Here is a 26,202-nt window from a genome sequence, read left to right on the forward strand (position 1 = left end):
ATATGGAAGAATTTCTGATGAGCGAGTTTTATGAAAAAATGGAAGGCGTCAATTTTGAGGCATATGGCATCCTTGATTCCGATAACAGGATTCATACGTTGGGCACGGACTCGAAGATTATCGGCCGGATTTTTGAGATGTTTACACAGCCCATATTGTCAGAAATCGCACAAGCCCATGGAATGCTGCTGAAAACGCCTGTGTCTCAGACTGTTTATCCGGACTTTATCATGATGCGGGATGAAGCCTCCAGAGAGAAAATAGCGATTGACGTTAAGACTACATATGTCGGCGGTAATCAGTCGACCATTAAATTTACGCTTGGATCATACGGCTCATATATGCGAAATAATACAAAGAATATTGAATATCTCTACACAGACTACGTAAAACACTACGTGATCGGCTTTGTGTATAGGAGGAACGGAGCGGCGCAGGAAAGCGCGGTCTATGATTACAGCCGGAGAGACCAGGTTGTATTTCCGTACCGTGATGTGCGGTATTTTATACAGGAGAAGTACAGGATCGCGGGAGATAAGCCCGGATCGGGGAATACGGAAAATATCGGGTCTTTCCCCACGAGGTGTTTTTCTGATCTCAGGGAGGGGAGAGGTCCTTTCGGTGAATTGGGCGTGGATGCGTTTGATTTGTACTGGAAATACTATCCCAAATACCGCAGCCCGGAAAAGGCGTATACGACTTTGGATGGCTTCCTGGAGTGGGTTCTGCAGCAGAACGGGCTGTCTCTCCTGCACCCATACGACCACCAGGGACTGCTGGAGCGGATTGCGGACTATCAGAAGAGACATAAATAGAGAAGCAGATTTTTATGTCTTACCGCTTGATGGCCAGTACCTCTGTCATCGGATGGCGGTTGGATTCTTTCGCTCCGAAGTGATAATAATGGCTGTGTTCATACCATGTGAAATCGGACCAGTATTCAAACAGGTGTCCGTTTTTCCGAAATTGGTTTTCCTTCCACATGGACAGGCACACGTTGGCCGGTGTCTGATGGGCATACCCGGCGAGAGACGCCGCGTCTTCTTCCGACCATTCGCCGACATAGGAGGTATCTCTTCCGATATATGGAGGGTCCAGATATATATAGTCGTTTGCCGCCGCCCCGGCAAATGCGTTTTGCCAGGGACAGCAGATAAACTCCCAATCTCTTCCGCTCATTGCGGCGGAGACGCGGGAGACTTGATTGCAGATTTTTGTAATATATGACTTGGAAAACCGGTGCGGCTTTTGGCAGAAGGGTACATTAAATTCGCCTTTTTGATTAAATCGGATCATGCCGTTGAAGTCGGAGCGGTTTAGGAACAAAAAGTACAGGGGATCGTAGTTTTGGTTGAAGGCGCTGCGCATTTCAAGGTAGTACTCTCCGCCCCGCTGTTCCAATATGCTGCCGTGGTATTCGAGGAAGTCTCTCACGGTGCTGCTGTTGATGATGCCGTTTTGGATGCCCTGATAGAAGGAGATGATATGCCGGTTTTTGTCGCATAGGAGCGCCCGTGCCGGCGCGATATTGAAGGCGACGGCTCCCGTTCCCACGAAAGGCTCAATCCACAGGCCGTTCTCATCCCGTTGTACATTTTCTATGATAAAGGGCACCAATTTGGTTTTTATTCCCTGGCACTTGATGGGCGGTGTGATGATTTTCTCTCCTGCCATTTGCTACCTCCGAATTGGATAAGTTCTTTGCGCGCGCAAAACCTCAGGCAGGACTGCCTAAATCTTGGAGGAATCGCGTTTTGATAACAAGACGACTGCCTCCACATGCCGCGTCCCCGGGAACATGTCCACCGCGCAGGCACGGTCCGCCCGGTAGCCGAAGCCGGCGAAGATTTTCACATCCCGCCCCAGGGTGCCGGGATCGCAGGAGACGTACACCACCCGCTGTGGTCCCATGCCGGCGATGGAGGAGATGACCTCCGGGCTGAGGCCCTTCCGGGGCGGGTCCACGGTGACGACGTCCGGCCGCAGACCCTCTGTCTCCAGCCGGGCGGCCACAGAGGCGGCGTCTCCGCAGAAGAACTCCACATTTTTGACGCCGTTTCGGACGGCGTTTTCCCGGGCGTCCGCCACGGCGGGGGGAACAATCTCCGCGCCGATGGCCCGACCGGCCTGCCGGGCCAGACACAGCGTGATGGTGCCCGTGCCGCAGTACAGGTCCAGCACCGTCTCCCTGCCCGTCAGGCCGGCGAATTCCAGGGCCTTGCCGTAAAGTACTTCCGCCTGAGCCCGGTTCACCTGGTAAAAGGAGGGGACGGACAGCTTGAACTCCAGCCCGCAGAGGGTGTCCATCAAAAAGTCCCGGCCCCAGATGACGCGGTATTTGTCCCCCAGGATCACATTGCCGGGGCGGGTGTTGGTGTTCAGCACCACGCCCACGGTCTTGGGGGCAGCGGCCTGGATGAGGGCTGCCAGCTCCGGCTCCCGGGGGAGCTGCTTTCCGTTGGCTATCACGCAGCAGAGGCTCTCGCCTGCGGCGTTGACCCGGACATAGATGTGGCGCATCAGCCCCTTGCCGGTGGACTCGTCGTAGGCGGAGATCTTGTAGCGATGCATCCAGTCCCCCACGGCTCTGGCAGTGCGGTCGGAGACCTCCGGCTGAATGAGGCAGCGGTCAATAGGCACCACCTGGTGGCTGCGGGAGCGGTAGAAGCCGATGGAGCCGTCGGCCCCCACGGGGTACTGGCTCTTGTTGCGGTAGCGGGCGGGCTCCCTCGCCCCCAGAATCTCCTCCACCTGGATGTCCGCACCCCCAAGACGGGTTAAGGCATCCTGCACCCGCTGGCGTTTGGCTCGGAGCTCCTCCGGGTAGCTCAGGTGCTGAAAATCGCAGCCGCCGCACCTGCCGAAATAGGGGCACTCCGGCTTGACCCGCTCCGGGGAGGGGGCGCGGATCTTTACGATCTCTCCGGCGCAGCTGGATTTCATCACTTTTGTAATCCGCAGGTCCATGGTCTCCCCCCGGACGGCCTGGGGGACGAAGACCACGGCGCCGTTCAGGCGGACGATGCCCAGGCCCTCGCTGGAGTAGGCCTCCACGGTGCCGGTGTAGAGCTTGCCCTTTTGCAGGGGCTGGCGCAGGTTTTCCATAGGCGGGTCCTCTCTTGATAGAATGGCGTGCGGGAAAGGGCGTTCACTGCCGCTTTTCTGCGGCGGTGCGGGAAAGCGGAAGGCTTTGGCCTTCCGCTTTTTTGAGGCTTACGCCTCCCACTTCTCCAGCAGCAGCCGCAGCTGGTCGGCGAATTTCGCAAGGGACTTGTTGTCCCGTCCCTTGCTGCGCTTGATGGACTCGTTGAGCATGGCGCCCACGGAGACCAGCCGCTCGTAGGCGGCGGAGGCCCGGGCTCCGCTGGGAGTCACCTTGGAGACCTTCCGCTCCGGCAGGTAGCCGGGGGCCAGCTGGGTGTTGGCCGCCAGATCGTAGACCTCGGTGTACTGGGGCGCGTGGGCCGGAATCCCCATGCCCTCCAGCGTCTTGGCGAAGAAGGGGGCCACCTCCCGGTCGCCGTGGACCACGAAGACATGCTGGGGCTTGGGCTCCTGGAAGCCGCTGATCCACTTGAGCAGGTGGTCCCGGTCGGCGTGGGAGCTGAGGCCTGTGAAGTTCTCCAGGTGAGCCTGGACGGAGATCTCCTCGCCAAAGAGCTTCACGCTCTTGGCCCCCTCCAGCAGCTGGCGGCCCAGGGTGCCCTCCCCCTGGTAGCCCACGAAGAGGATGGTGCACTCCGGCCGCCAGAGGTTGTGCTTGAGGTGGTGGCGGATGCGGCCGGCGTCGCACATGCCGGAGGCGGAGATGATGACCTTGGGGGTGGGGTCCTCGTTGAGGGCCTTGGACTCCTCGCTGGTCTCCGTCAGCTGGAGGTTGGGGAAGCGGAACATGTTGGTGCCCTTGCGGGTCAGCCACACGGCGTCCAGGTCCATGTAGCCCCGGAGGTCGCCGTCAAAGATGGTGGTGGCCTTCTTGGCCAGGGGGGAGTCGATGTAGACCGGGAAGTCCGGGCAGGAGGAGACCTTGTGCTGCTCCTTGATCTCCCGGATGAAGTACAGCAGCTCCTGGGTGCGGCCCACGGCGAAGGAGGGAATGATGACGTTGCCGCCCCGGGCCATGGTCTTGTCGATGATCCGGGCCAGGTTGTCTGTATAGCCCCAGTGCTCCGGGTGGTTCCGGTCGCCGTAGGTGGACTCCATCACCACGTAGTCCGCGCCGGTGATCTGCACCGGGTCCCGGATGATGGGCTGGTTGATGTTGCCGATGTCGCCGGAGAAGACGATGCTCTTCTTCACGCCGTTTTCCTCCAGGTCCATGGCGATGAAGGCGGAGCCCAGCAGGTGCCCCGCGTCGGTGAACTCCAGGTCCACGCCGTCGCACAGGTGGACGAACTGGCCGTACTCGCAGGTGTCCAGGAACTCCGGCACCCGCTCCGCGTCCGCCACGGTGTAGAGGGGCTCCGTCCGGGGGGCGCCGGAGCGCTCGCCCTTGCGGTTTTTCCACTCGGCGTCCTGTTCCTGGATGTGGGCGGAGTCCAGCAGCATGATCTCCAGCAGCTGGGCGGTGAGGCGGGTGGTGAGGATGCGGCCCTGAAAGCCCTGCTTGATGAGCATGGGAATGCGGCCGGAGTGGTCAATGTGGGCGTGGGTCACCAGCACATAGTCGATGGTGTTGGGGGCGAAGGGGAACTCGCCGTTGGACACCTCGTCCCGGCCCTGCTGCAGTCCGCAGTCGATGAGGATGCGCTTGCCGTTGATCTCCAGGCAGTGACAACTGCCGGTCACGCATTGGTCCGCGCCGAAAAAGCTGAGCTTCATGGGGAAAACCTCCTTGCAGATTTCTTGTGAGATAGAGACACAGCTGTTTTATATCAGTATATCACAAGTGGGGGCCGAGAACAAGGGTGGCATTCGGTAAAAGTGTCGAAAATTTGGAGGAGGCATTTTGCCGGTTGGAGCGGAAAAATGTGCTTCCCTTTTGGCGGGACATGTGATATACTGCATACGGTATACAAAATTCAAGAAAATGGACGATGGAAAGGGGAGGAACCTGATATGAGCAAAACTGCAAGCATGGTCATGAAGATCATCGGCGCCAGCCTGGCCTTCGCGGCGGTGGTCTGCCTGCTGATCGGCGGCTGGCACGACCTGTCCGTGGGCTGCTGCGGCATGAAGAAGCGGCTGAGCAAGCGCTTCCGCTCCGAGTACGACGACTACGCCGACGAGGAACTGTTCAGCTGACGGCTGGAGAATGGAGAGGCCCCGGTCCTTTTGGGACCGGGGCCTCTTTTCCGCATGGGAGCCCTGCCGGATTTGGGCCGCGGTGCGCAGGCGTTCAGGATGCGTTTATACTTCCCGGTGCTTCTCAGGAGAGCATTTATCAAGGGGGATTTCACCCAAAAGATGAAATCCCCCTTGATAAATGTATTTGATTGCAAATAGAGTTAGCGTTGTTTTCTAAATGTAATAACAAATGCCCCTTTTATCTGAGTTGACGTTGCCATGTAATCATATGTTACAAGTTCCCACCCATCAGCAGCTCTTTCGTTAATTAACTGGTCCAATGCGGCTATGTCGTTTGCATTTGCCTTATCGGAAATCCATTTTACGCCTACCGTTAAAATTTCTGTTTTATAAATGTACATTATTTGGTTCCCCCTGTTGTTAGGCCATGTTTGAAAAAAGTCAAAACGCCCAAACGGTGGATCATTATCCGCCACTCTGCGTTGAATTTTCTTGCCGGGCGTCAGCCCGCCTGCGAAAATTTGCCTTGATTGGCGAAAATATCTCTTCTCTCGCCGTTGGGCATTCCGCCATTTTTCAAACAAGGCCTAATTCTATATATTTTTTTACTGGAAACACTGACTTGCTAAAATCACGGCCAAAGTATACCACGAGCGCAAATAGCAGTCAATTGCAATTTGACGGTGCTGATAGTAGAGGCAAGCAATGCGCCGATGCACAAGCCGCGGTGGCGTCTGATGGCCTGTCCGTGCTGGGCGGGGGAAGGAGCGCGTCCGGCGGAGCCGCCCCCGGAGGGCGCACGATAGCCACAGGCCCATACCACCACCGGCCGATGGCGGTGGTGAGTAAATGCGCACTTAGCAGAGGGTCGGCAAAGTGAATGGAGTGCCTGGGTCATCCCCGGACGCTCCTCCTGGTCGGTCACCGCTTTTCCAGTCTGTGTCATTTTGCCACAAATGAACCATCAGCCATGTAATGCAGCAGGTGGTGAAACCACCCTTTAATACATGACATCGCAGCATGCGCGTTTTGTCAGGCGGCGAATTTGCCGCCAAAAGCAAAAGAGAGGCCTCCGCCTCTCAAATTCACCGGCCGGGGGTAAAAAAGGACAAAATATCCCTTGACAACCCTGGCAGAGCATGGTAAAATGAATCACTTATGTGATAACTGGAGATAAAACCCCATTCTCATCTCTGTTCACAGTATAGCACATTCCCCATGGCAATGCAAGAGCGGAACGGAGAGTTTTTAACAACTCATCCGCGTGTATCACAAGCTGGCGTTTTCAGAGAAACAACGCGCGCCGCCGAACAGAGCGGGGCGGAAGAAAGGTGAATTTGAGAAGATGGCCAAAGACAAGTACTACGGAAAGACCCTTCGCAAAAACTTTGCCCGGCATGAGGAAGTCATGCCCATGCCGAACCTTCTGGAGATCCAGAAGACGTCGTACCAGTGGTTTTTGGACACCGGCCTGCGGGAGGTCTTTGCCGACGTGGGTGCGATCACGGACTATCAGGGCAACCTGGAGCTGACCTTCATCGACTACAAGATGGACGAGGACCCCAAGTACGACGTGGAGGAGTGCAAGGCCCGGGACGCCACCTACGCCGCCCCCCTGAAGGTCAAGGTCCGCCTGCGGAACAAGGAGACCGGGGAGATCAAGGAGCAGGAGATCTTCATGGGGGACTTCCCCCTGATGACCCACTCCGGCACCTTCGTCATCAACGGCGCGGAGCGCGTCGTGGTCTCCCAGATCGTCCGCTCCCCCGGCGTGTACTACAGCAAGGAGATCGACATCAAGACCGACCTGCCCATCCTCTCCGCCCAGATCATCCCCCAGCGGGGCGCGTGGCTGGAGTATGAGACCGACGCCAACGAGCTCTTCTGGGTCCGCATCGACAAGAACCGCAAGATCCCCATCACCTGCCTGATCCGGGCTCTTGGCATCCGCTCCGACGAGGAGATCAAGGAACGCTTCGGCGGCGACGCCCGGATCATGGCCACTCTGGAGAAGGACCCCTGCAAGACCTACGAGGACTCCATGCTGGAGATCTACCGCCGCCTCCGCCCCGGCGAGCCCCCCACGGTGGAGGCCGCCGAGACGCTGATGAACAACCTCTTCTTCGATCCCCGGCGCTACGATCTGTCCGTCGTTGGCCGGTACAAGTTCAATAAAAAGCTGTCCCTGTGGCAGCGTGTCACCGGCTACAAGCTGGCCGGCGCCGCGGCGGACCCCGCCACCGGCGAGATCCTCTTTGATGAGGGGCATCTTCTGAGCAAGGACGACGCCCGGCTGCTGGATGACGTGGGCGTCAGCGAGGTCACCATCGATGTGGAGGGCCAGCCCCTGCTGGTGATGTCCAACCGGATGTGCGATATGGCCCACTATGTGGACTTCGACCCCTTCGAGACCTGCGGCATCAAGGAGCGGGTCCGGTTCGACGTGCTCCAGGAGCTGCTGGGCCAGTACCAGGGGGAGGAGCTCATCGACCAGATCAAGCTCCACAAGGACGACCTGGTGCCCAAGCACATCATCATCGACGACATCCTCACCTCCATCAACTATATGAACGGTCTGGCCCGGGGCGTGTCCGTCAGGGACGACATCGACCACCTGGGCAACCGCCGCCTGCGCTGCGTGGGCGAGCTGCTCCAGAACCAGTTCCGCATCGGCTTTAGCCGTATGGAGCGGGTCATCCGGGAGCGCATGACCATCCAGGACCTGGAGATTGTCACGCCCCAGAGCCTCATCAACATCCGGCCAGTTACCGCCGCCATCAAGGAGTTCTTCGGCTCCAGCCCCCTGAGCCAGTTCATGGACCAGACCAACCCCCTGGCGGAGCTGACCCACAAGCGGCGCCTCTCCGCCCTGGGCCCCGGCGGCCTCTCCCGTGAGCGGGCCAACATGGAGGTTCGGGACGTCCACTACAGCCACTACGGCCGCATGTGCCCCATTGAGACCCCCGAGGGTCCCAACATCGGATTGATCTCCTACCTTGCCACCTATGCCCGGATCAACGAGTACGGCTTCATCGAGTCCCCCTACCGGGCCGTGGACAAGGAGACCTTCCACGTCTCCGAGGAGATCACCTATATGACCGCCGACGAGGAGGACAACTACATCGTCGGCCAGGCCGCCGAGCCCCTGGATGAAAACGGCTGCCTCATCAACGCCCGTATCACCGCCCGCCACCGGGACGAGGTGGTGGAGGTAGACAAGGAGCGGGTGGACTATATCGACGTCTCCCCCCGGATGATGGTCTCCATCGCCACGGCCATGATCCCCTTCCTGCCCAACGACGATGCCAACCGCGCCCTGATGGGCGCCAACATGCAGCGCCAGGCCGTGCCCCTGCTGCGGCCCGAGGCCCCCATCGTGGGCACCGGCATGGAGCACAAGATCTGCGTGGACTCCGAGATCGTGGTGACGGCGGAGGGCGACGGTGTGGTCACCGACCTGGACGCCCGCCACGTCACTGTTCAGTACGACAGCGGGGAGAAGAAGACCTACAAGCTCACCAAGTACCTGCGCTCTAACCACACCACCTGCATCAACCAGCGGCCCATTGTGGCTGTGGGCGACCGGGTCCTGGGCCCGGGCAGCAAGGGCCCCAACGGCGAGGACGGCCCCACCGTCCTGGCGGACGGCCCCGCCACCGATCAGGGTGAGATTGCCCTGGGCCGGAATATTCTGGTGGGCTTCATGACCTGGGAGGGCTACAACTATGAGGACGCCGTCCTCTTAAACGAGCGCCTGGTGCGGGAGGACCTGTATACCTCCATCCACATTGAGGAGTTTGAGATCGACGCCCGTGACACCAAGCTGGGGCCTGAGGAGATCACCCGGGACATCCCCAACGTGGGCGAGGACGCATTGAAGGACCTGGACGAGAACGGCATCATCCGCGTGGGCGCGGAGGTGAAGGCCGGGGACATCCTGGTGGGCAAGGTCACCCCCAAGGGCGAGACCGACCTCACCGCCGAGGAGCGGCTCCTGCGGGCCATCTTCGGCGAGAAGGCCCGGGAGGTCCGGGATACCTCCTTGAAGGTTCCCCACGGCGAGAGCGGCATCGTGCTGGACACCAAGGTCTTCACCCGGGAGGCCGGCGATGAGCTGGGGCCCGGCGTGAATATGGTTGTCCGGGTGTATATCGCCCAGCGCCGTAAAATCCAGGTGGGCGACAAGATGGCCGGCCGCCACGGCAACAAGGGCGTTGTCTCCCGGGTCCTGCCCCAGGAGGATATGCCCTTCCTGCCCGACGGCACGCCGCTGGACATTGTGCTGAACCCCCTGGGCGTGCCCAGCCGTATGAACATCGGCCAGGTGCTGGAGGTCCACCTGGGCTACGCCGCCCACGCCCTGGGCTGCAAGGTGGCCACCCCCATCTTTGACGGCGCACGGGAGGAGGACATCTCCGCCATGCTGGCCGAGGCCGGCCTGGACCCCGAGGGCAAGAGCGTGCTGTACGACGGCCGTACCGGCGAGCCCTTTGACAACAAGGTCACCGTGGGCTACGTCTACTTCCTGAAACTGCACCACCTGGTGGACGACAAGATCCACGCCCGCTCCACCGGCCCCTACTCCCTCGTGACGCAGCAGCCCCTGGGCGGCAAGGCCCAGTTCGGCGGCCAGCGCTTCGGCGAGATGGAGGTCTGGGCCCTGGAGGCCTACGGCGCGGCCTACACCCTTCAGGAGATTCTGACGGTGAAGTCCGATGACGTGACGGGCCGCGTCCGCACTTACGAGGCCATCGTCAAGGGCCACAACGTGCCCCAGCCCGGCGTGCCCGAGTCCTTCAAGGTGCTGGTGAAGGAGCTCCAGTCCCTGTGCCTGGACATCCAGGTGCTGGACCCCGAGGGCAACACCATCGAGCTCAAGGATGACGAGGACGCCATGGACACCTTCAATCTGGCGCGGATGGACGCCGACGACGACCGCCGCCGCGCTTTTGCCGACGAGACGGAGTTCCAGGAGTCCGGCTTTGACATTGAGGACGCTCCGGAGGACGCGGGCGCGGACATCGGCATGGACTTCGACGAGGACGACGAGGAATGATTCAGAGGTCAACCATTCGTCAGACGCCACATTCTGAATCATTAAGGAGGAAATCGCACTATGAGTGATATGAACACCGGCAACAACATTGCCTTTGACGCGATTAAAATCGGCATGGCCTCCCCCGAGCAGATCCTCGCCTGGTCTTACGGCGAGGTGAAAAAGCCCGAGACCATCAACTACCGCACCCTCAAGCCGGAGAAGGAGGGCCTGTTCTGCGAGAAGATCTTCGGGCCCACCAAGGACTGGGAGTGCCACTGCGGCAAGTACAAGAAAATCCGCTACAAGGGCAAGGTCTGCGACCGCTGCGGTGTGGAGGTCACCCGGGCCAAGGTGCGCCGGGAGCGCATGGGCCACATCGAGCTGGCCACCCCCGTCAGCCACATCTGGTACTTCAAGGGCATTCCCTCCCGGATGGGACTGCTGCTGGACATCAGCCCCCGCATCCTGGAGAAGGTGCTGTACTTTGCCAACTATATTGTCACTGACCCCGGCGAGACCCCGCTGACCCGCAATCAGATCCTCTCCGAGAAGGAGTACCGGGACTACCGGGAGAAATATGAGGACGACTTCCAGGCCGGCATGGGCGCCGAGGCCGTGAAGAAGCTCCTCCAGGACGTGGACCTGACGGCCCTCTCCGCCCAGCTCCACGCGGAGCTGAAGGAGGCCTCCGGCCAGAAGAAGGCCCGCATCGTCAAGCGGCTGGAGGTGGTGGACGCCTTCTTGATGTCCGGCAACAAGCCGGAGTGGATGGTTATCGACGTGCTGCCGGTGATTCCGCCGGAGCTGCGGCCCATGGTCCAGCTGGACGGCGGCCGGTTCGCCACGTCGGACCTCAACGACCTCTACCGCCGGGTCATCAACCGCAACAACCGCCTCAAGCGGCTCATTCAGCTCAACGCCCCGGACATCATCGTCCGCAATGAGAAGCGGATGCTCCAGGAGGCCGTGGACGCACTGATCGACAACGGCCGGAGAGGCCGGGCCGTCACCGGCGCCAACAACCGGGCTCTGAAATCCCTCAGCGACCTCTTGAAGGGCAAGCAGGGCCGCTTCCGCCAGAACCTTTTGGGCAAGCGGGTGGACTACTCCGGCCGGTCCGTCATCGTCGTCGGTCCGGAGCTGAAAATCTACCAGTGCGGCGTGCCCAAGGAGATGGCCGTGGAGCTGTTCCGGCCCTTCATCATGAAAAAGCTGGTGGAGGACGGCACCGCCAACAACATCAAGTCTGCCAAGAAGATGGTGGATAAGGGCGTCACCGAGGTCTGGGACGCGCTGGACGTCATCATCACGGACCACCCCGTCATGCTCAACCGCGCCCCCACACTGCACCGCCTGGGCATCCAGGCCTTCGAGCCGGTGCTGGTGGACGGCAGGGCATTGAAGCTCCATCCCCTGAACTGCACGGCCTTCAACGCCGACTTCGACGGCGACCAGATGGCCATTCACGTGCCCCTCAGCGCCGAGGCCCAGGCCGAGGCCCGCATTCTGATGCTCTCGGCCAACAACCTGCTCCGTCCCCAGGACGGCGGTCCCGTCACCGTGCCCACCCAGGACATGGTGCTGGGCAGCTACTACCTGACCATGGACCGCATGGGCAAGGCGGAGAAGGGCGCGGAGAACGTCTGGTGCGAGAGCGCCGGAGACACGAATCTTGCCGCCGGAACCGTGGTGGACGCCGACGAGTTCCTGGCCGCAAACGCCGCCCTGGAGAAGGGGCAGCAGCCCGCGTCCTACCGCCCCCTCCACGTCTACGCCAGCGAGGACGAGGCCCTGATGGCCTACAACGAGGGCGTTATCGGCCCCCACTGCCCCATTCTGGTCCGCCGGAGCCGGGAGGTGGACGGCGCCGTCTATACCCGCATTGTGGAGATCACCCCGGGCCGGATCATCTTCAACCAGAACGTCCCCCAGGACCTGGGATTTGTGGACCGGAACGACCCCGCCCACATCTGCGACTACGAGATCACCGAGACCTGCGGCAAGAAGCAGCTGGGCAGGATCGTGGACCGGACCATCAACAAGCACGGCTTTACCATGGCCGCCGAGGTGCTGGACGCCATCAAGGCCACGGGCTATAAGTACTCCACCCGGGCCGCCATCACCGTTTCCATCGCGGACATGACCATCCCGCCCAAGAAGTACGAGATGGTGGCTGCCAGCGAGCAGGCCGTGGTGGACATCGAGAACCAGTACAAGATGGGCTTCATGACCGACCACGAGCGCTACAAGCAGGTGGTGCAGGTCTGGGAGAAGACCACGGACGATGTCTCCTCCGCCCTGCAGGACAATCTGGACCGGTACAACCCCATCTTCATGATGGCGGACTCCGGCGCCCGCGGCTCCATGAAGCAAATCCGCCAGCTGGCGGGCATGCGCGGCCTGATCGCCAACACCGCCGGCAAGACCATCGAGATCCCCATCAAGGCCAACTACCGGGAGGGCCTGACCGCCCTGGAGTACTTCATCTCCAGCCGCGGCGCCCGCAAGGGCCTGGCGGACACCGCTCTGCGGACCGCCGACTCCGGCTACCTGACCCGCCGCATGGTGGATGTCTCCCAGGAGGTCATCATCCGGGAGAAGGACTGCGGCGTGACCCACGGCATCAAGGTCTCCGAGATCAGCGAGAACGGACAGGTCATCGAGAAGTTCTCTGACCGCCTCCGCGGCCGGTATCTTGTGGGCGACGTAGTGGACGCGGACACCGGCGAGGTGCTGCTCTCCAGCGACCGCATGATGGAGGAGAGCGACGCCAAGATCCTGGAGGGCCGCAAGTGGGTCCAGGAGAACTTCCAGGAGGGCGACCGCTGCGCATTTGATCCTGAGAAAGACGAGCGCCCCACCGTTATGATCCGCACCGTGCTGACCTGCAAGGCCCGCAGCGGCGTGTGTGCCAAGTGCTACGGCATGAACCTGGCCACCCAGCAGCCCGTGGGCCCCGGCGAGGCCGTCGGCATCATCGCTGCCCAGTCCATCGGCGAGCCCGGCACTCAGCTGACCATGCGTACCTTCCACACCGGCGGTCTGGCCGGCGGCGACATCACCCAGGGTCTTCCCCGTGTGGAGGAGCTGTTTGAGGCCCGCAAGCCCAAGCGGATGGCCACTCTCTCCGAGATCGCCGGCAGGGTGAAGTTTGAGGAGGCCACCAAGGGAAGCCTGTTGAATATCATCGTCACCGCAGACGACGGCGACGTCCGCACCTACGCGGTGCCTCACACGGGTCTCCAGGTGAAGGACGGCGAGGTCATTGAGGCCGGCCACCAGCTGACCTACGGCGCACTGAACCCCCACGACGTGCTCCGCATCCGTGGCGCCGACGCCGTGTACAACTACCTGATTCAGGAGGTCCTGCGGGTGTACCGCCAGCAGGGCGTGGACATCAACGATAAGCATATCGAGGTTATCGTCCGCCAGATGATGCGCAAGATCCGCCTGGAGGACTCCGGCGACACCCGGCTGCTGGACGGCTCCATGGTGGACGTTCTGGAGCTGGACGACGCCAACGCGGAGATCGACCGCCGCAACGCGGCAGGAGAGACCCGGGAGGACGGCGAGCCCCTGCGCAAGGCCGTGGGCACCCAGCTGCTGATGGGTATCACCAAGGCCTCCCTGGCCACGGACTCCTTCCTGTCCGCAGCCTCCTTCCAGGAGACCACCAAGGTCCTCACCGAGGCCGCCATCAAGGGCAAGGCCGACCGCCTGACGGGCTTGAAGGAGAACGTCATCATCGGCAAGCTCATCCCCGCCGGCACGGGTCTCCAGACCTATCAAAGCTCCGCTAAAGAGCTGGTGCCGGACGAGGCGCCCGGCGAGGCGCTGGAGGAGGTTCCGGAGTACCAGAGCGTATAATTAAAAGAGAGCCCGGAAGGGTCCAGCCGGGCGGCCGCATCCGCGGCCGCCCGGCTCTTTGCATAAATTGTGCAAAAAGCGGCTATATTTTCAGGGAATCTTGGATAGAACCGGGAAGTTTCAAAAATCGGGAAGCATTTTTCAGAAATACTTGACGGCGGCGGACTCGTATGCTATAATTTCCAATTACGCGGGCAGATTCCGCGAATTTTGCCATGCGTGTGCGTCAATGTGCGCTTTTCCCATAAAAGCGAGTATCAGGAGGAATTTCCCGTGATTACGGAACTTGCTTCGCAGGAAAAGGTGATCGGCGTGAAACAGTCCCGCAAAGCCATTCGGGAGGGCCGTGCCCGCCAGGTGTTTCTGGCCTGTGACGCCGACCCGGTGATCACCGGCCCGGTGGCCTCCAGCTGCGCGGAGGCCGGCATCCCCGTTCAGGAGGGGTATACCATGACCCAGCTGGGTCAGGCCTGCCGTATTGCAGTGGGAGCGTCCGTGGTGGCGGTCCTTTGAATCCGGGGCCCTGCAATTATTTGGTTTTTTCGGAATAGCCAAGAGGTTTTCCGCAAAAAATAAAGGCTGTCCGCATCTCAAGCGGCTGCCAAAAATATGTAAGAAAGGAGAAATTCAATGCCTACTTTTAACCAGCTGGTCCGTAAAGGAAGGGAGCAGGCGACCTACAAGTCCACCTCTCCCGCTCTGCAGTTTGGTCTGAACACCCTGAAGACCAAGACCACCGATCTCCCCTCTCCCCAGAAGAGAGGCGTCTGCACCGCCGTGAGAACCGCTACCCCCAAGAAGCCCAACTCCGCGCTGCGTAAGATCGCCCGTGTTCGCCTGACTAACGGCTACGAGGTCACCGCCTATATCCCCGGCGTGGGCCACTCCCTCCAGGAGCACTCCGTGGTCATGATCCGCGGCGGCCGTGTCAAGGACCTCCCCGGCGTCCGCTATCACATCATTCGCGGCACTCTGGATACCCAGGGCGTGTCCGGCCGTATGCAGAGCCGTTCCAAGTACGGCGCCAAGCGTCCCAAGTCCAAGTAAGGACAATCTGAAAGCTTTGCCGAACAGGTTTATATATAATGTACGTATGTACGGATATACCTCTTTGGCAGGCATACACAAGAGGCTGGAAGATGCCTTTTGAGTACCTATGAGATCATAGAATATTATGAAGGAGGGAAGCATAGTGCCCAGAAGAGGTAATGTTCCCAAAAGAGAAATTCTGCCCGATCCCGTCTACGGTTCCGTCCTGGTGACCCGGCTTACCAACAACGTCATGCTGGACGGCAAGAAGGGCGTCGCGCAGAAGGTGGTCTACTCCGCTTTTGACCAGATCAAGGAGAAGACCGGCAAGGACCCCGTTGAGGTGTTCACCCAGGCCATGGAAAACATCATGCCTAGCCTGGAGGTCAAGGCCCGCCGCGTGGGCGGCGCCAACTATCAGGTCCCCATGGAGGTCCGTCCCGCCCGGCGCACCACGCTGGGTCTGCGGTGGCTGACCGCCTATTCCCGGGCCCGCAGCGAACGCACCATGGCCGAGCGTCTGGCCAGCGAGATCATGGACGCCGCCAACAATACAGGCGCCGCGGTGAAAAAGCGCGAGGACATGCACAAGCAGGCCGAGGCCAACAAGGCCTTCGCGCACTTCCGCTGGTAAGTTAGGAGAAAGACAGTATGCCGAGAAAGACATCTCTCGAAAACACCAGAAATATCGGCATTATGGCTCACATCGATGCAGGCAAGACGACGACCACCGAGCGCATCCTGTTCTACACCGGCGTGAACTATAAGATCGGTGAGACCCACGACGGTACCGCCACCATGGACTGGATGGCGCAGGAGCAGGAGCGCGGCATCACCATCACATCCGCCGCCACCACATGCTTCTGGTCCGGCTCCAAAAACCAGTTCAATCCCACCCGCATCAACATCATCGACACCCCGGGCCACGTGGACTTCACCGTAGAGGTGGAGCGCTCCCTGCGCGTTCTGGACGGCTCCGTGACGGTTCTTTGCGCCAAGGGCGGCGTGGAGCCCCAGTCCGAGACCGTGTGGCGTCAGGCCGACAACTATAAGGTCCCCCGCATGATCTACGTCAACAAGATGGACATCATGGGCGCGGACTTCTATCACGTGCTGGATATGATCGCCGACCGTCTCAAGTGCAACGCCGTGCCCATCCAGCTCCCCATCGGCAGTGAGGAGACCTTCAAGGGGATCATCGACCTGGTGGAGATGGACGCCGATATTTACTATGACGATCTGGGCAAGGATATGCGGGTCGAGCCCATCCCGGAGGACATGGTGGATCTGGCCAACGAGTACCGCGAGAAGCTCATGGACGCCGTCTCCATGTTTGACGACGAGATCATGGAGCTCTACCTTGGCGGCGAGGAGGTTCCCCAGGAGCGCATCCGCACCGCCATCCGCAAGGCTACCATTGCCAACGAGATGGTTCCCGTCACCTGCGGCACGTCCTACAAGAACAAGGGCGTGCAGAAGATGCTGGACGCCATCGTGGACTATATGCCCTCCCCGCTGGACATCCCCCCCATCAAGGGCGTCAACCCCAAGACGGAGGAAGAGGAGGAGCGTCCCTCTGACGACAACGCCCCCTTCTCCGCTCTGGCGTTCAAGATCATGACCGACCCCTACGTGGGCCGTCTGAGCTTTGTCCGCGTCTACTCCGGTACACTGAGCACCGGCACCTCCGTGCTCAACTCCACCAAGGGGCAGAAGGAGCGCATCGGCCGCATTCTCCAGATGCACGCCAACCACCGGGAGGATATTGAGACCATCTACTCCGGCGACATCGCCGGCGTGATCGGCCTGAAAAACTCCACCACCGGCGATACGCTGTGCGACGAGAAGCACCCCGTCATTCTGGAGTCCATGGAGTTCCCTGAGCCTGTAATCCGCGTGGCCATCGAGCCCAAGACCAAGGCTGGTCAGGAGAAGATGGGCATCGCCCTGATGAAGCTGGCCGAGGAGGACCCCACCTTCAAGACCTACACCGACGAGGAGACCGGGCAGACCATCATCGCCGGCATGGGCGAGCTGCACCTGGAGATTATTGTGGACCGTCTGCTGCGGGAGTATAAGGTGGAGGCCAACGTGGGCGCGCCCCAGGTGGCCTACAAGGAGACCATCAAGAAGTCCGTGGAGCAGGACACCAAGTATGCCCGCCAGTCCGGCGGCAAGGGCCAGTACGGCCACGTCAAGATCCGCCTGGAGCCCAACGAGTCCGGCAAGGGCTATGAGTTCATCAACTCCATCGTGGGCGGCGCGGTGCCCAAGGAGTATATCCCCGCCGTTGACGCGGGCATCCAGGGCGCCATGAACGCCGGCGTTGTGGCCGGCTTCCCCGTGGAAGATGTGAAGGTCACGCTGTACGACGGCTCCTACCACGAGGTGGACTCCTCCGAGATGGCGTTCAAGATCGCCGGCTCCATGGCCTTCAAGGAGGCCATGCGCAAGGCTGATCCCACGCTGCTGGAGCCCATCATGAAGGTTTCTGTTATCGTTCCCGACGAGTATCTGGGCACGGTCATCGGTGATTTGAACAGCCGCCGCGGCCAGATCCAGGGCCAGGAGAGCCGCACCGGCGCCACCCAGGTGGACGCTCTGGTGCCTCTTGCCAATATGTTTGGTTACGCCACCGACCTGCGGTCCAGCACCCAGGGCCGGGGACAGTACACCATGGAGCCCCACAGCTACGTGGAGATCCCGAAGAGCATTCGGGAGAAGATCGTGGACGAACGCTCCAAGCCTCAGTAAAACCCCGTATCTCTCGTGGATACAGGTTCTAATTCAGGTATTGATTTTTCCTGAGGTTTCCTGTAAAATAGGCAGTGCTGAGGAAATTCGCATTGCTGGAAGTGATTCTACAAATTGTTAGGAGGATATTCAAATGGCTAAGCAGAAATTTGAGCGCACCAAACCCCACGTAAACATTGGCACCATCGGCCACGTTGACCACGGCAAGACCACCCTGACCGCTGCCATCACCAAGTACCTGGCCTTCTCCGGCAAGGCCGACTACACCGACTACTCCAGCATCGACAAGGCTCCCGAGGAGAAGGAGCGCGGCATTACCATCAACACCGCTCACGTGGAGTATGAGACGGACGCCCGTCACTATGCCCACGTGGACTGCCCGGGCCACGCCGACTATATCAAGAACATGATCACCGGTGCCGCTCAGATGGACGGCGCCATTCTGGTCATCGCCGCCACCGACGGCCCCATGGCCCAGACCAAGGAGCACATCCTGCTGGCCCGTCAGGTGGGCGTGCCCGCCATCGTGGTCTTCCTGAACAAGTGCGATCAGGTGGACGACGAGGAGCTGCTGGAGCTGGTGGAGATGGAGGTCCGCGAGACCCTGTCCAACTACGAGTTCCCCGGCGACGACATCCCCATCATCAAGGGCTCCGCTCTGAACGCTCTGATCTCCGAGTCCAGCGATCCCGCCGCTCCCGAGTATGCCTGCATCAAGGAGCTGATGGACGCCGTTGACAGCTATATCCCCACCCCCGACCGCAAGGCCGACCTGCCCTTCCTGATGCCCGTGGAGGACGTGTTCACCATCTCTGGCCGCGGCACCGTGGCTACCGGCCGTGTGGAGCGCGGGCAGCTGAAGCTCTCTGAGGAAGTCGAGATCGTCGGCCTCATGGAGGAGAAGAAGAAGACCGTCGTCACCGGTATCGAGATGTTCCACAAGCTGCTGGACTACGCTGAGGCCGGCGACAACATCGGCGCCCTGCTCCGCGGCGTGGACCGCAACGGCATCGAGCGCGGCCAGGTTCTGGCGAAGCCCGGTTCCATCCATCCCTACACCAAGTTCAAGGGCCAGGTGTACGTCCTGAGCAAGGAAGAGGGCGGCCGTCACACCCCCTTCTTCAACAACTATCGTCCCCAGTTCTACTTCCGTACCACCGACGTCACCGGCGTCATCACTCTGCCCGAGGGCGTTGAGATGTGCATGCCCGGCGATAACGTGGAGATGAGCGTTGAGCTGATTACCCCCATCGCCATTGAGAAGGGCCTGCGTTTCGCCATCCGTGAGGGTGGCCGTACCGTTGGCTCCGGCGCCGTTACCGACGTTGCCGACTGATTTTCAAGGCTTGAAAAAAGGACTGCCGCACAGCGGCAGTCCTTTTTTAATAACCTAAGGGAGATTTTCCTATCTTTTATAAAAGTATTGGGCTCCGCTCAAACCCGCCAGGGCTTTGCCCCGGACCCACCGCCCTTTGAAAAGGGCGGCCCTAAATGTTAACACCGCGGGGCTGCTTTGCACATTCCTCCTTTACAAGCGCGTTTGCGTTTGTCCTCACGTCCCGCTCTCCGGATAGACCAGCGTATCCTGGAAGCCGTTGGCCCCGGCGCAGAAGATGTCTCCCGCCACAGGCTGGTCCTCACAGATGTAAAGGTTCAATTGAACCCCCTCGGGCCGGTCGGGATAGTTGCTGACGGCGTAGGTAAACCGGGAGAGCTGCTTGCCGCAGCAGGGGGAGAGGTCGAAGCCCTGGGCGTTTTGCAGCTCATTATAGCTCAGGTAGGGCTCCGCCAGGTGGTCCGGCAGCAGGAATTGCAGTGTCTCCAGCGGCTCCAGGGCCACCTCCCAGCCCATGGACTGGAGATAGGCCACGCGGTCCTCGTTGGTGAGGAGCTGGGGCGCTGGGGGTTCCTCCGCCGGCCTGCGGCCCAGGAAAAGGATTGCCGCGGCGATGACCAGCCCCAGGAGAATGACAATGAGGACGGCTTTCTTTTTGGAAAAGCGGGTAGTGAAAATCAGCATGATACATCCCTCCTGCTTGTTTCCTATTCATTTTTCCCAGAGATTATGATAAAATGGGAATAAGAAATGGAGAGGAGGGGGATTCCGATGGAGAAACAGCGGTTGGACAAGATCATCGCCTCCACGGGGAGATGGTCCCGCCGGGAGGCAAAGGAGCTGATCCGCCAGGGCCGGGTGCTGGTGGACGGCGTCCCCGCCCGGTCGGCGGAGGAGAAGGCGGAGCCGGAGTCCTCGGAGATCAGCGTAAACGGCGAGGCGCTGCGCTACCGGCGGTATACTTGGGTCATGCTGAACAAGCCGGCGGGATACCTCTCCGCCACGGAGGACGGCCGGGGCCGGACAGTGCTGGACCTGCTGCCCCAGGACCTGCGGCGGCAGGGGCTCTTTCCCGTGGGGCGGCTGGACAAGGACACGGAGGGCCTGCTGCTGCTGACCAACGAGGGCGGTCTGGCACATGATCTGCTGTCGCCCAGGCGCCATGTGGACAAGGTGTACTATGCCCGGGTGTCGGGACGGCTGACAGAGGTGGATTGTGCCGCCTTTGATGCCGGACTGAGGCTGCCCGATGGCCTTGTCTGTCTGCCAGCCGGATTGGAGATCCTGTCGGCGGGGGAGGAGAGCGAGGCCCATGTCACCCTCCGGGAGGGAAAGTTCCACCAGGTGAAGCGGATGCTGGCCCACCTGGGGAAGCCAGTGCTGTATCTGGAGCGGGTCCGGATGGGGCCCTTGGCCCTGGACGGCGCACTCCCCAGAGGCGCTTTTCGCTTTTTGACGGAGAATGAGCTGGAAGAATTGCGGAGATTTGATAATCCTACGAAAAACATCAAATCTTCACCAAAAACGCAATAGTTTTTTTGTCTAAAAAAGAAAATATCTCTTGCAATTCGACGAAATTGCCGATATAATATAGGCATTGTTAATTCCCCTGGTGATTTTAGGTGAGGAGGAAGGCCATGTCTGGAAGAATTTTTCAAAACGTAGTGCTTCAGTTAAAGGAAAATACAGATCGGACCATCGGCGTAATCGACGGGGAAGGTGTGGTGATTGCGTGCAGTGAGCTGTCTTTGATCGGACAGCGCTGGGCGGAACATGTGCCTGTGGTAAACGGCGCCTCCGGCGCCATGGTCTCCTCCGACGGCAAGACCTTCAAAGCCCTGAACGGCTGGAATACCCAGTTTGATTACGCGGTTTTCGTCTTCGGGGACAACGACGTGAGCCGGACGGTGTGTGCCATGTCCACAGTGGCCCTGAACTCCGCCAAGTCCTATTACGAGGAAAAGCACGACCGTGGCTCCTTTGTCAAGGACATTATCTCCGACAACATCATGCTGGGCGACATCTATATGCGTGCCAAGGAGCTGCGGGTCACTGCCGACGTGCCCCGGGGCGTGTTTGTGGTGCGCTCGCTGAAAAAGGGCGAGTCCGTGCCCACGGATGTGATCCAGTCCATGTTCCCGGACCGGCAGAACGATTTCGTCCTCAGCGTGGGGGAGGGCGACGTGGTCCTGGTCCGCCAGATGCCAGAGGGCGCCGGGATCAAGGAGCTGAACAAGATTGCCGCCTCCATCGAGGAGAGCCTCCGCGGCGGCGGCGCCAGCGCGGTGGTGGGCATCGGCACCATCGCCACCCACCTGCGGGACCTGGCCAAGAGCTATAAGGAGGCTCAGATCGCCATCGAGGTGGGCAAGGTTTTTGACACGGAGAAGTATATCATCAACTACGAGAACCTGGGTATCGGACGGCTGATTTACCAGCTTCCCACCACGCTTTGCGAGATATTCCTCCAGGAGGTCTTTAAGAAGAACCCCATTGACGCCCTGGACAAGGAGACGCTGTTCACCATCCACAAGTTCTTTGAGAACAACCTGAACGTCTCCGAAACGGCCCGGAAGCTGTTTGTTCACCGGAATACCCTGGTGTACCGGCTGGAGAAGATCAAGAAGCTCACGGGGCTGGACCTGCGGGAGTTTGACGACGCCATTACCTTCAAGGTGGCGCTGATGGTGAAGAAGTATCTGACCTCCCGGGGCATTGATTCTTAGAACCTGTATCAACAGACGGCGGTACGCATTTTGACGGAAAATTTTTTCGCCAATCTGCGTACCGCCGCCTTATTGATACAGCTTCTTAGAGCAGTTCCCGAAAATAATGAGAAAAAAGGAAGCGAGGACGGGAATTGCATGACTGCGTTGTCGTCCCATGGGCTTTGAAAATCTGCCGCAATGCGGCGCAGGCGGCTGCAGTCGTTTGATTCGATACGCGGCGGGCACAGCCCGCCGCCTTTTTTCGACAGTACGGTCTTGACAGCCGTGGTATGATGTGGTAGGCTGAACAGGCATACTACTACAATAGTACAAAAGAGCGCTGGAGAACTGACAGAATTTTCCCCGGCTGGAATTGCAAACTTTGGTTGCATTGCGGCGGAAAACCATATATAATGTGGTTTAATTGGAATTTATGTCGACCGTTCCTTTGGGGATGGCGCGTTTACAGAACTACGGAGCGAGGTGCCTGTATGATCCGCCTGAAAAATGTAGAGATGGAATACGACAACGGGACCAGGGCCATCCGCGGGGTTACCCTGACCATTGAGGACGGGGAGTTTGTCTTTTTGGTGGGGCCCTCCGGCTCAGGAAAGTCCACCATTATCAAGCTGCTCACCGGGGAGGTGGTCCCCACCGCGGGCCGCATCATGATTAACGGATTTTCCATCACTAAGATCTCCGGCAGGCAGATTCCCCTGATGCGCAGGACCCTGGGGGTTATCTTCCAGGATTTCCGCCTCATTGAGAAGAAGACGGTGTACGAGAATCTGGAGTTTGTCATGCGGGCCGTGGGCGCCAGACCCAGAGACATCAAAAGCCGCATCGACTACGTGCTGGACCTGGTGGATCTGGAGCGGAAGGCGGAGAGCTTCCCCACAGAGCTCTCCGGCGGCGAGCAGCAGCGGGTGGCCATCGCCCGGGCCCTGGTGAACAATCCGGAGACCATCATCGCCGACGAGCCCACTGGCAACCTGGACCCGGAGCGGTCTTTGGAGCTGATGGACCTTTTGGTGAAGATCAACCAGCTGGGCACCACCGTGGTGGTGGTGACCCATGAGAAGGATCTGGTGGACCGCTTCGGCAAGCGGGTAATCACCATTGACAGCGGCCACGTGGTTAACGACGGCGTAGGCGGCTACGTGGGAGGACACATACATGGGTAAACACAACTTGGGATATTTTCTGCATGAGGGCGTGTCCAACATGTTCAGCCACGGCTTCATGTCCTTCGCCTCCATCGGCATCACCGTGGCGTGCCTGCTGATTATGGGCACCTTCACCCTGGTGGCGGTGAACGCCAACGAGCTGCTGGCGGGACTGGAGCAGGAGAACGAGATATTGGCCTTTGTGGACGAGTCGTACAGCAGAAATGAAGCCCTGGGGGTGCAGCGGGAGCTGGAGGCACTGCCCAATGTGCTCACCACCACCTATGTCAGCAAGGCCCAGGCCATGGACAACTTCGCGGCGAAATACGCCGACGACCCGCTGTTCCAGAACCTGGACCCGGAGATCCTGCGGGACCGGTATGTAGTCAAGATACAGGACCTGGGGCAGCAGAGCCAGACCGTGGCCCAGCTGCGGCAGGTGGAGGGCATCGCCGACGTCAGCGCCTACGAGGAGCTGGCCACCGGCTTTATCACCATCCGCAACATCGCCTCCGTGGTCTGCATTGCCCTCATTGCGATTCTCTTCATTGTGTCGGTGTTCATCATCTCCAACACCATCAAGCTCACCACCTTTGACCGGCGGGAGGAGATTGCCATCATGCGCATGGTGGGCGCCACCAACGGCTTTATCCGCTGGCCCTTTGTGTACGAGGGGCTGCTGCTGGGCTTTTTGAGCGCAGCGCTCTCCTTTTTCCTCCAGTGGGGGCTCTATGAGGCGGTGGCCCAGGGCGTGGACACCAGCGATACGCTCCAGCTTATTAAAATCGTCCCCTTCCGGCAGCTGTGGCCCGCCGTGGCGGGGATTTTCGCGGGGGCGGGGATTTTGATCGGTGTGGGAGGCAGTCTCTCCGCCATTCGGAAATTTTTGCAGGTGTGAGGTGACGGCGTTGAGACGGAGAAAAGCCAAGCGGCTGTGCAGGGCGGCGCTGTGCCTGTGTCTGGCGGTGCTGTGCCTGGCGGCGGACCTGGCCCCGGCCACGGCTCGGGTGACCCAGGAGGACATCGACGCTTTGAAGGGAGACGCCGCTGATTTGAAGGACCAGCGCAAGGAGCTGGAGGCCCAGTTAAAGACTCTGGCCAACGACAAGAGCACCGCCATAGCACGGAAGAACCTCCTGGACCAGCAGATCGCCAACACCACCGCGCAGATTTCCAATGTGGAGCAGCAGATCGCCCAGTATGACCAGCTGATTGCCCAGAAGGAGGAGGAGCTCCGTCAGGCGGAGGAGGAGGAGGAGGAGCAGTACGCCCTCTTCTGCCGCAGGGTGCGGGCCATGGAGGAGCAGGGCACCATCTCCTACTGGTCGGTGCTCTTCAAAGCGGACAGCTTCACGGACCTCCTCTCCCGCATGGATTTTATCAATGAGATTATGGAGGCGGACCAGCGGGTCATTGACGATTTGAAGGCCATGCAGGTGCGGATCGAGGAGGCCAAGACCTCTCTGGAGGGCAGCCGGACGGAGGCCCAGGCGGCCAGGGACGACCTGGCGGACAAAAAGAAGGAGCTGGACGCCCAGCGGGCCGAGGCCAACAAGGTCATTCAGCAGATCGCGGCGGCGGCGGAGGAGACCGAGGCCACACTGGACGAGATGGAGGCGGAGCAGGAGAAGATCCAAAAGGAGATCGAACGGCTGAACCGGGAGCTCCAGGCCCAGCTGGCCGCAGAGGGCAAGTCCAACCAGTCCAATCCCGGCGGCTATATCTGGCCGGTGGACAGCCGGTATATCACCTCCACCGTGGGCGGACGGACCTCTCCCGGCGGCATCGGCTCCACCAACCACCAGGGTACGGACATCGGCCGGGTGGGCTATACCAGCTCCATCTACGCCGCCAAGGCCGGCACGGTGATCGTCTCCCAGAGGAGCTCCTCCTATGGCGAGTACGTGGTCATCTCCCACGGCAGCGGCAATACCACGCTGTACGCCCATATGAGCAGCCGAAAGGTCAGTGTGGGCCAGTATGTGAACCAGGGGGGCGTCATCGGCATCACCGGCTCCACCGGCAACTCCACCGGGCCTCATCTCCATTTTGAGGTGGTGGAGAACGGGCAGCGGGTGAATCCCCTGAGCCACGGCGCGGACCCGAAGATGGGCTATCTCACCGGGTATACCCTGTCCAGCAGCGCCTGACAGGCGGCGGAAACAGCCGTGCCAATCGTCTCGGCGGGAATCTGCCGTCCCGGCCATTGGTACAGCTTCTAAAAATTCCTCCCGCTCCATACCATGGAGCGGGAGGAATTGTCTTATGATTGGAATACTATTGTGGAAAGAGCCTCAGAGAGGGTTCTGGCAGAGACCGGTGTCGCTGTCAGAGCGGAACATTCTGCACATGCGCTTTTTGTGCGCGGAGATCGCCCGGGGGCCCCGGACGCCGGAGGCGCAGCTGGGCTGGCGGGTGTCGTCGGCGGCAAAGCGAATGCGGAAGATGGGCGTCACCCGGGTTGTGCTGCCGGAGGACTTTGCCTGCGTCACCCAGCTGGAAAAATACGGTGTCCGGCCGGTGTCCACACTGGCTCTGCGCCGCCGCTTGGCATCGGATTGGGTCCGGCAGTCCCTGGCGGAGCGGGGCGTGTCCCCCGGCGGGGCGCGCGTCGCGGTGTCGGCGGCCCAGATGACCGGGGAGCTGGTGCGGACGGTGACGGAGCTGGCCCTGCGGCACCGGTATGTGCTGCTGGATGTCCCCTACGGTGGGGAGGAGCTGTGCCGCAGGCTTCGGCGGGAGTACGGCGTGTCGCTGCTGCTGGGGCCGGACCGGGAGCAGCTGGAGGAGGCGGACATCCTGGTGCTCTTTGACCCCAGGACGGATCTGCGGCGCAGGAGCGGCGTGACGCTGCCCCTGTACGACGAGGCGGCGCCTATGGGGGGGCTCTCCCTGCCCCCGGCGCTGGAGGAGCGGCTGCCGGAGGGAGCGGGCCGGGGACAGCTGCTCGCGGCCCTGCTGGAGGCGGGGGTTCTCCGTCCGGAACAGGTGAGCGCCTCGGCTCCGCCAGGTCCCGCGGCCGCGAATACAGTGCTTAATGCTTGACAATCCGGAAAC

At 60.5% G+C, this 26,202-nt stretch carries 19 protein-coding genes and 1 pseudogene; 15 read left to right on the forward strand and 5 right to left on the reverse strand.

Annotated elements, in window-relative coordinates; genetic code table 11:
- The first annotated feature begins 2 nt into the window (after positions 1-2).
- Positions 3-815 carry a type II restriction endonuclease gene (locus tag C816_RS03570; protein WP_016321050.1) on the forward strand — a complete coding sequence of 271 codons (813 nt, stop codon included), beginning with the start codon at positions 3-5 and terminating at the stop codon, positions 813-815.
- Between the two features lie 19 nt (positions 816-834).
- On the opposite strand, the gene C816_RS03575 is transcribed toward C816_RS03570, so the two are convergent.
- The 3 genes from C816_RS03575 to C816_RS03585 form a co-directional block, all read right to left on the reverse strand.
- On the reverse strand, positions 835-1,674 hold the full coding sequence (locus C816_RS03575; RefSeq protein ID WP_016321051.1) for a DNA adenine methylase: 840 nt from the start codon (positions 1,672-1,674) through the stop codon (positions 835-837).
- Positions 1,675-1,731: 57 nt separating this feature from the next.
- The gene (gene rlmD, locus C816_RS03580) at positions 1,732-3,105 is read right to left on the reverse strand and encodes a 23S rRNA (uracil(1939)-C(5))-methyltransferase RlmD (protein WP_016321052.1); all 1,374 of its coding nucleotides are present in this window, start codon (positions 3,103-3,105) and stop codon (positions 1,732-1,734) included.
- A 108-nt stretch (positions 3,106-3,213) separates the two neighbouring features.
- A complete protein-coding gene (locus C816_RS03585; RefSeq protein ID WP_016321053.1) occupies positions 3,214-4,821 on the reverse strand; it encodes an MBL fold metallo-hydrolase RNA specificity domain-containing protein in 1,608 nt (535 codons plus the stop codon).
- Between the two features lie 237 nt (positions 4,822-5,058).
- On the opposite strand from C816_RS03585, the gene C816_RS03590 reads away from it, so the two are divergent.
- Positions 5,059-5,244: a hypothetical protein gene (locus C816_RS03590; protein WP_016321054.1), complete on the forward strand. Its 186-nt coding sequence runs from the start codon at positions 5,059-5,061 to the stop codon at positions 5,242-5,244.
- Positions 5,245-5,447: 203 nt separating this feature from the next.
- On the opposite strand, the gene C816_RS03595 is transcribed toward C816_RS03590, so the two are convergent.
- On the reverse strand, positions 5,448-5,648 hold the full coding sequence (locus C816_RS03595) for a DUF4177 domain-containing protein (RefSeq protein WP_040654586.1): 201 nt from the start codon (positions 5,646-5,648) through the stop codon (positions 5,448-5,450).
- 944 nt (positions 5,649-6,592) lie between these two features.
- Between C816_RS03595 and rpoB the strand changes: the two genes are divergently transcribed.
- The 7 genes and pseudogenes from rpoB (at position 6,593) to tuf (ending at position 19,271) form a co-directional block, all read left to right on the forward strand.
- Entirely contained in the window at positions 6,593-10,303 is a 3,711-nt protein-coding gene (rpoB, locus tag C816_RS03600; RefSeq protein WP_016321055.1) for a DNA-directed RNA polymerase subunit beta, read from the forward strand.
- A gap of 69 nt (positions 10,304-10,372) precedes the next feature.
- Positions 10,373-14,074: pseudogene (gene rpoC, locus C816_RS03605) on the forward strand (DNA-directed RNA polymerase subunit beta'); the annotation flags it as partial.
- 351 nt (positions 14,075-14,425) lie between these two features.
- Positions 14,426-14,665 carry a ribosomal L7Ae/L30e/S12e/Gadd45 family protein gene (locus C816_RS03610; RefSeq protein ID WP_016321057.1) on the forward strand — a complete coding sequence of 80 codons (240 nt, stop codon included), beginning with the start codon at positions 14,426-14,428 and terminating at the stop codon, positions 14,663-14,665.
- A gap of 117 nt (positions 14,666-14,782) precedes the next feature.
- A complete protein-coding gene (gene rpsL, locus C816_RS03615; protein WP_016321058.1) occupies positions 14,783-15,199 on the forward strand; it encodes a 30S ribosomal protein S12 in 417 nt (138 codons plus the stop codon).
- Positions 15,200-15,344: 145 nt separating this feature from the next.
- Positions 15,345-15,815: a 30S ribosomal protein S7 gene (gene rpsG, locus C816_RS03620; RefSeq protein ID WP_016321059.1), complete on the forward strand. Its 471-nt coding sequence runs from the start codon at positions 15,345-15,347 to the stop codon at positions 15,813-15,815.
- A 17-nt stretch (positions 15,816-15,832) separates the two neighbouring features.
- On the forward strand, positions 15,833-17,935 hold the full coding sequence (fusA, locus tag C816_RS03625) for an elongation factor G (RefSeq protein WP_016321060.1): 2,103 nt from the start codon (positions 15,833-15,835) through the stop codon (positions 17,933-17,935).
- A 133-nt stretch (positions 17,936-18,068) separates the two neighbouring features.
- On the forward strand, positions 18,069-19,271 hold the full coding sequence (tuf, locus tag C816_RS03630) for an elongation factor Tu (protein WP_016321061.1): 1,203 nt from the start codon (positions 18,069-18,071) through the stop codon (positions 19,269-19,271).
- Positions 19,272-19,487: 216 nt separating this feature from the next.
- Here the strand turns inward: tuf and C816_RS03635 are convergent, their stop codons facing one another.
- Entirely contained in the window at positions 19,488-19,955 is a 468-nt protein-coding gene (locus C816_RS03635) for a DUF4830 domain-containing protein (protein ID WP_016321062.1), read from the reverse strand.
- An 87-nt stretch (positions 19,956-20,042) separates the two neighbouring features.
- On the opposite strand from C816_RS03635, the gene C816_RS03640 reads away from it, so the two are divergent.
- The 6 genes from C816_RS03640 to C816_RS03665 all read left to right on the forward strand — a co-directional run bounded on the left by C816_RS03640 (position 20,043) and on the right by C816_RS03665 (position 26,190).
- The gene (locus tag C816_RS03640; RefSeq protein WP_016321063.1) at positions 20,043-20,804 is read left to right on the forward strand and encodes a pseudouridine synthase; all 762 of its coding nucleotides are present in this window, start codon (positions 20,043-20,045) and stop codon (positions 20,802-20,804) included.
- Positions 20,805-20,908: 104 nt separating this feature from the next.
- Positions 20,909-21,997 (forward strand): PucR family transcriptional regulator, encoded by a 1,089-nt coding sequence (locus C816_RS03645; protein WP_016321064.1) that lies wholly within the window; start codon positions 20,909-20,911, stop codon positions 21,995-21,997.
- Between the two features lie 473 nt (positions 21,998-22,470).
- The gene (gene ftsE, locus C816_RS03650) at positions 22,471-23,163 is read left to right on the forward strand and encodes a cell division ATP-binding protein FtsE (RefSeq protein ID WP_016321065.1); all 693 of its coding nucleotides are present in this window, start codon (positions 22,471-22,473) and stop codon (positions 23,161-23,163) included.
- Entirely contained in the window at positions 23,156-24,043 is an 888-nt protein-coding gene (ftsX, locus tag C816_RS03655) for a permease-like cell division protein FtsX (RefSeq protein WP_016321066.1), read from the forward strand. Before ftsE ends, ftsX begins: the two co-directional genes overlap by 8 nt.
- A 1-nt stretch (position 24,044) precedes the next feature.
- Positions 24,045-25,295 carry a murein hydrolase activator EnvC family protein gene (locus tag C816_RS03660; protein WP_371254348.1) on the forward strand — a complete coding sequence of 417 codons (1,251 nt, stop codon included), beginning with the start codon at positions 24,045-24,047 and terminating at the stop codon, positions 25,293-25,295.
- A gap of 115 nt (positions 25,296-25,410) precedes the next feature.
- Positions 25,411-26,190, forward strand: a complete 780-nt coding sequence (locus C816_RS03665) for a hypothetical protein (protein ID WP_016321068.1) — start codon at positions 25,411-25,413, stop codon at positions 26,188-26,190.
- The last annotated feature ends 12 nt before the right edge of the window (positions 26,191-26,202 follow it).

This window comes from Oscillibacter sp. 1-3 (genome assembly GCF_000403435.2).
GTDB lineage: Bacteria > Bacillota > Clostridia > Oscillospirales > Oscillospiraceae > Oscillibacter.

What these genes read in the sequence shown, in the direction of transcription:
- C816_RS03570 (WP_016321050.1), top strand. Translation starts at nt 3, where the DNA reads ATGGAAGAATTTCTGATGAGCGAGTTTTATGAAAAAATGGAAGGCGTC.
- C816_RS03575 (WP_016321051.1), bottom strand. Translation starts at nt 1,674, where the DNA reads ATGGCAGGAGAGAAAATCATCACACCGCCCATCAAGTGCCAGGGAATA.
- rlmD (WP_016321052.1), bottom strand. Translation starts at nt 3,105, where the DNA reads ATGGAAAACCTGCGCCAGCCCCTGCAAAAGGGCAAGCTCTACACCGGC.
- C816_RS03585 (WP_016321053.1), bottom strand. Translation starts at nt 4,821, where the DNA reads ATGAAGCTCAGCTTTTTCGGCGCGGACCAATGCGTGACCGGCAGTTGT.
- C816_RS03590 (WP_016321054.1), top strand. Translation starts at nt 5,059, where the DNA reads ATGAGCAAAACTGCAAGCATGGTCATGAAGATCATCGGCGCCAGCCTG.
- C816_RS03595 (WP_040654586.1), bottom strand. Translation starts at nt 5,648, where the DNA reads ATGTACATTTATAAAACAGAAATTTTAACGGTAGGCGTAAAATGGATT.
- rpoB (WP_016321055.1), top strand. Translation starts at nt 6,593, where the DNA reads ATGGCCAAAGACAAGTACTACGGAAAGACCCTTCGCAAAAACTTTGCC.
- rpsL (WP_016321058.1), top strand. Translation starts at nt 14,783, where the DNA reads ATGCCTACTTTTAACCAGCTGGTCCGTAAAGGAAGGGAGCAGGCGACC.
- fusA (WP_016321060.1), top strand. Translation starts at nt 15,833, where the DNA reads ATGCCGAGAAAGACATCTCTCGAAAACACCAGAAATATCGGCATTATG.
- tuf (WP_016321061.1), top strand. Translation starts at nt 18,069, where the DNA reads ATGGCTAAGCAGAAATTTGAGCGCACCAAACCCCACGTAAACATTGGC.
- C816_RS03635 (WP_016321062.1), bottom strand. Translation starts at nt 19,955, where the DNA reads ATGCTGATTTTCACTACCCGCTTTTCCAAAAAGAAAGCCGTCCTCATT.
- C816_RS03640 (WP_016321063.1), top strand. Translation starts at nt 20,043, where the DNA reads ATGGAGAAACAGCGGTTGGACAAGATCATCGCCTCCACGGGGAGATGG.
- C816_RS03645 (WP_016321064.1), top strand. Translation starts at nt 20,909, where the DNA reads ATGTCTGGAAGAATTTTTCAAAACGTAGTGCTTCAGTTAAAGGAAAAT.
- ftsE (WP_016321065.1), top strand. Translation starts at nt 22,471, where the DNA reads ATGATCCGCCTGAAAAATGTAGAGATGGAATACGACAACGGGACCAGG.
- ftsX (WP_016321066.1), top strand. Translation starts at nt 23,156, where the DNA reads ATGGGTAAACACAACTTGGGATATTTTCTGCATGAGGGCGTGTCCAAC.
- C816_RS03665 (WP_016321068.1), top strand. Translation starts at nt 25,411, where the DNA reads ATGATTGGAATACTATTGTGGAAAGAGCCTCAGAGAGGGTTCTGGCAG.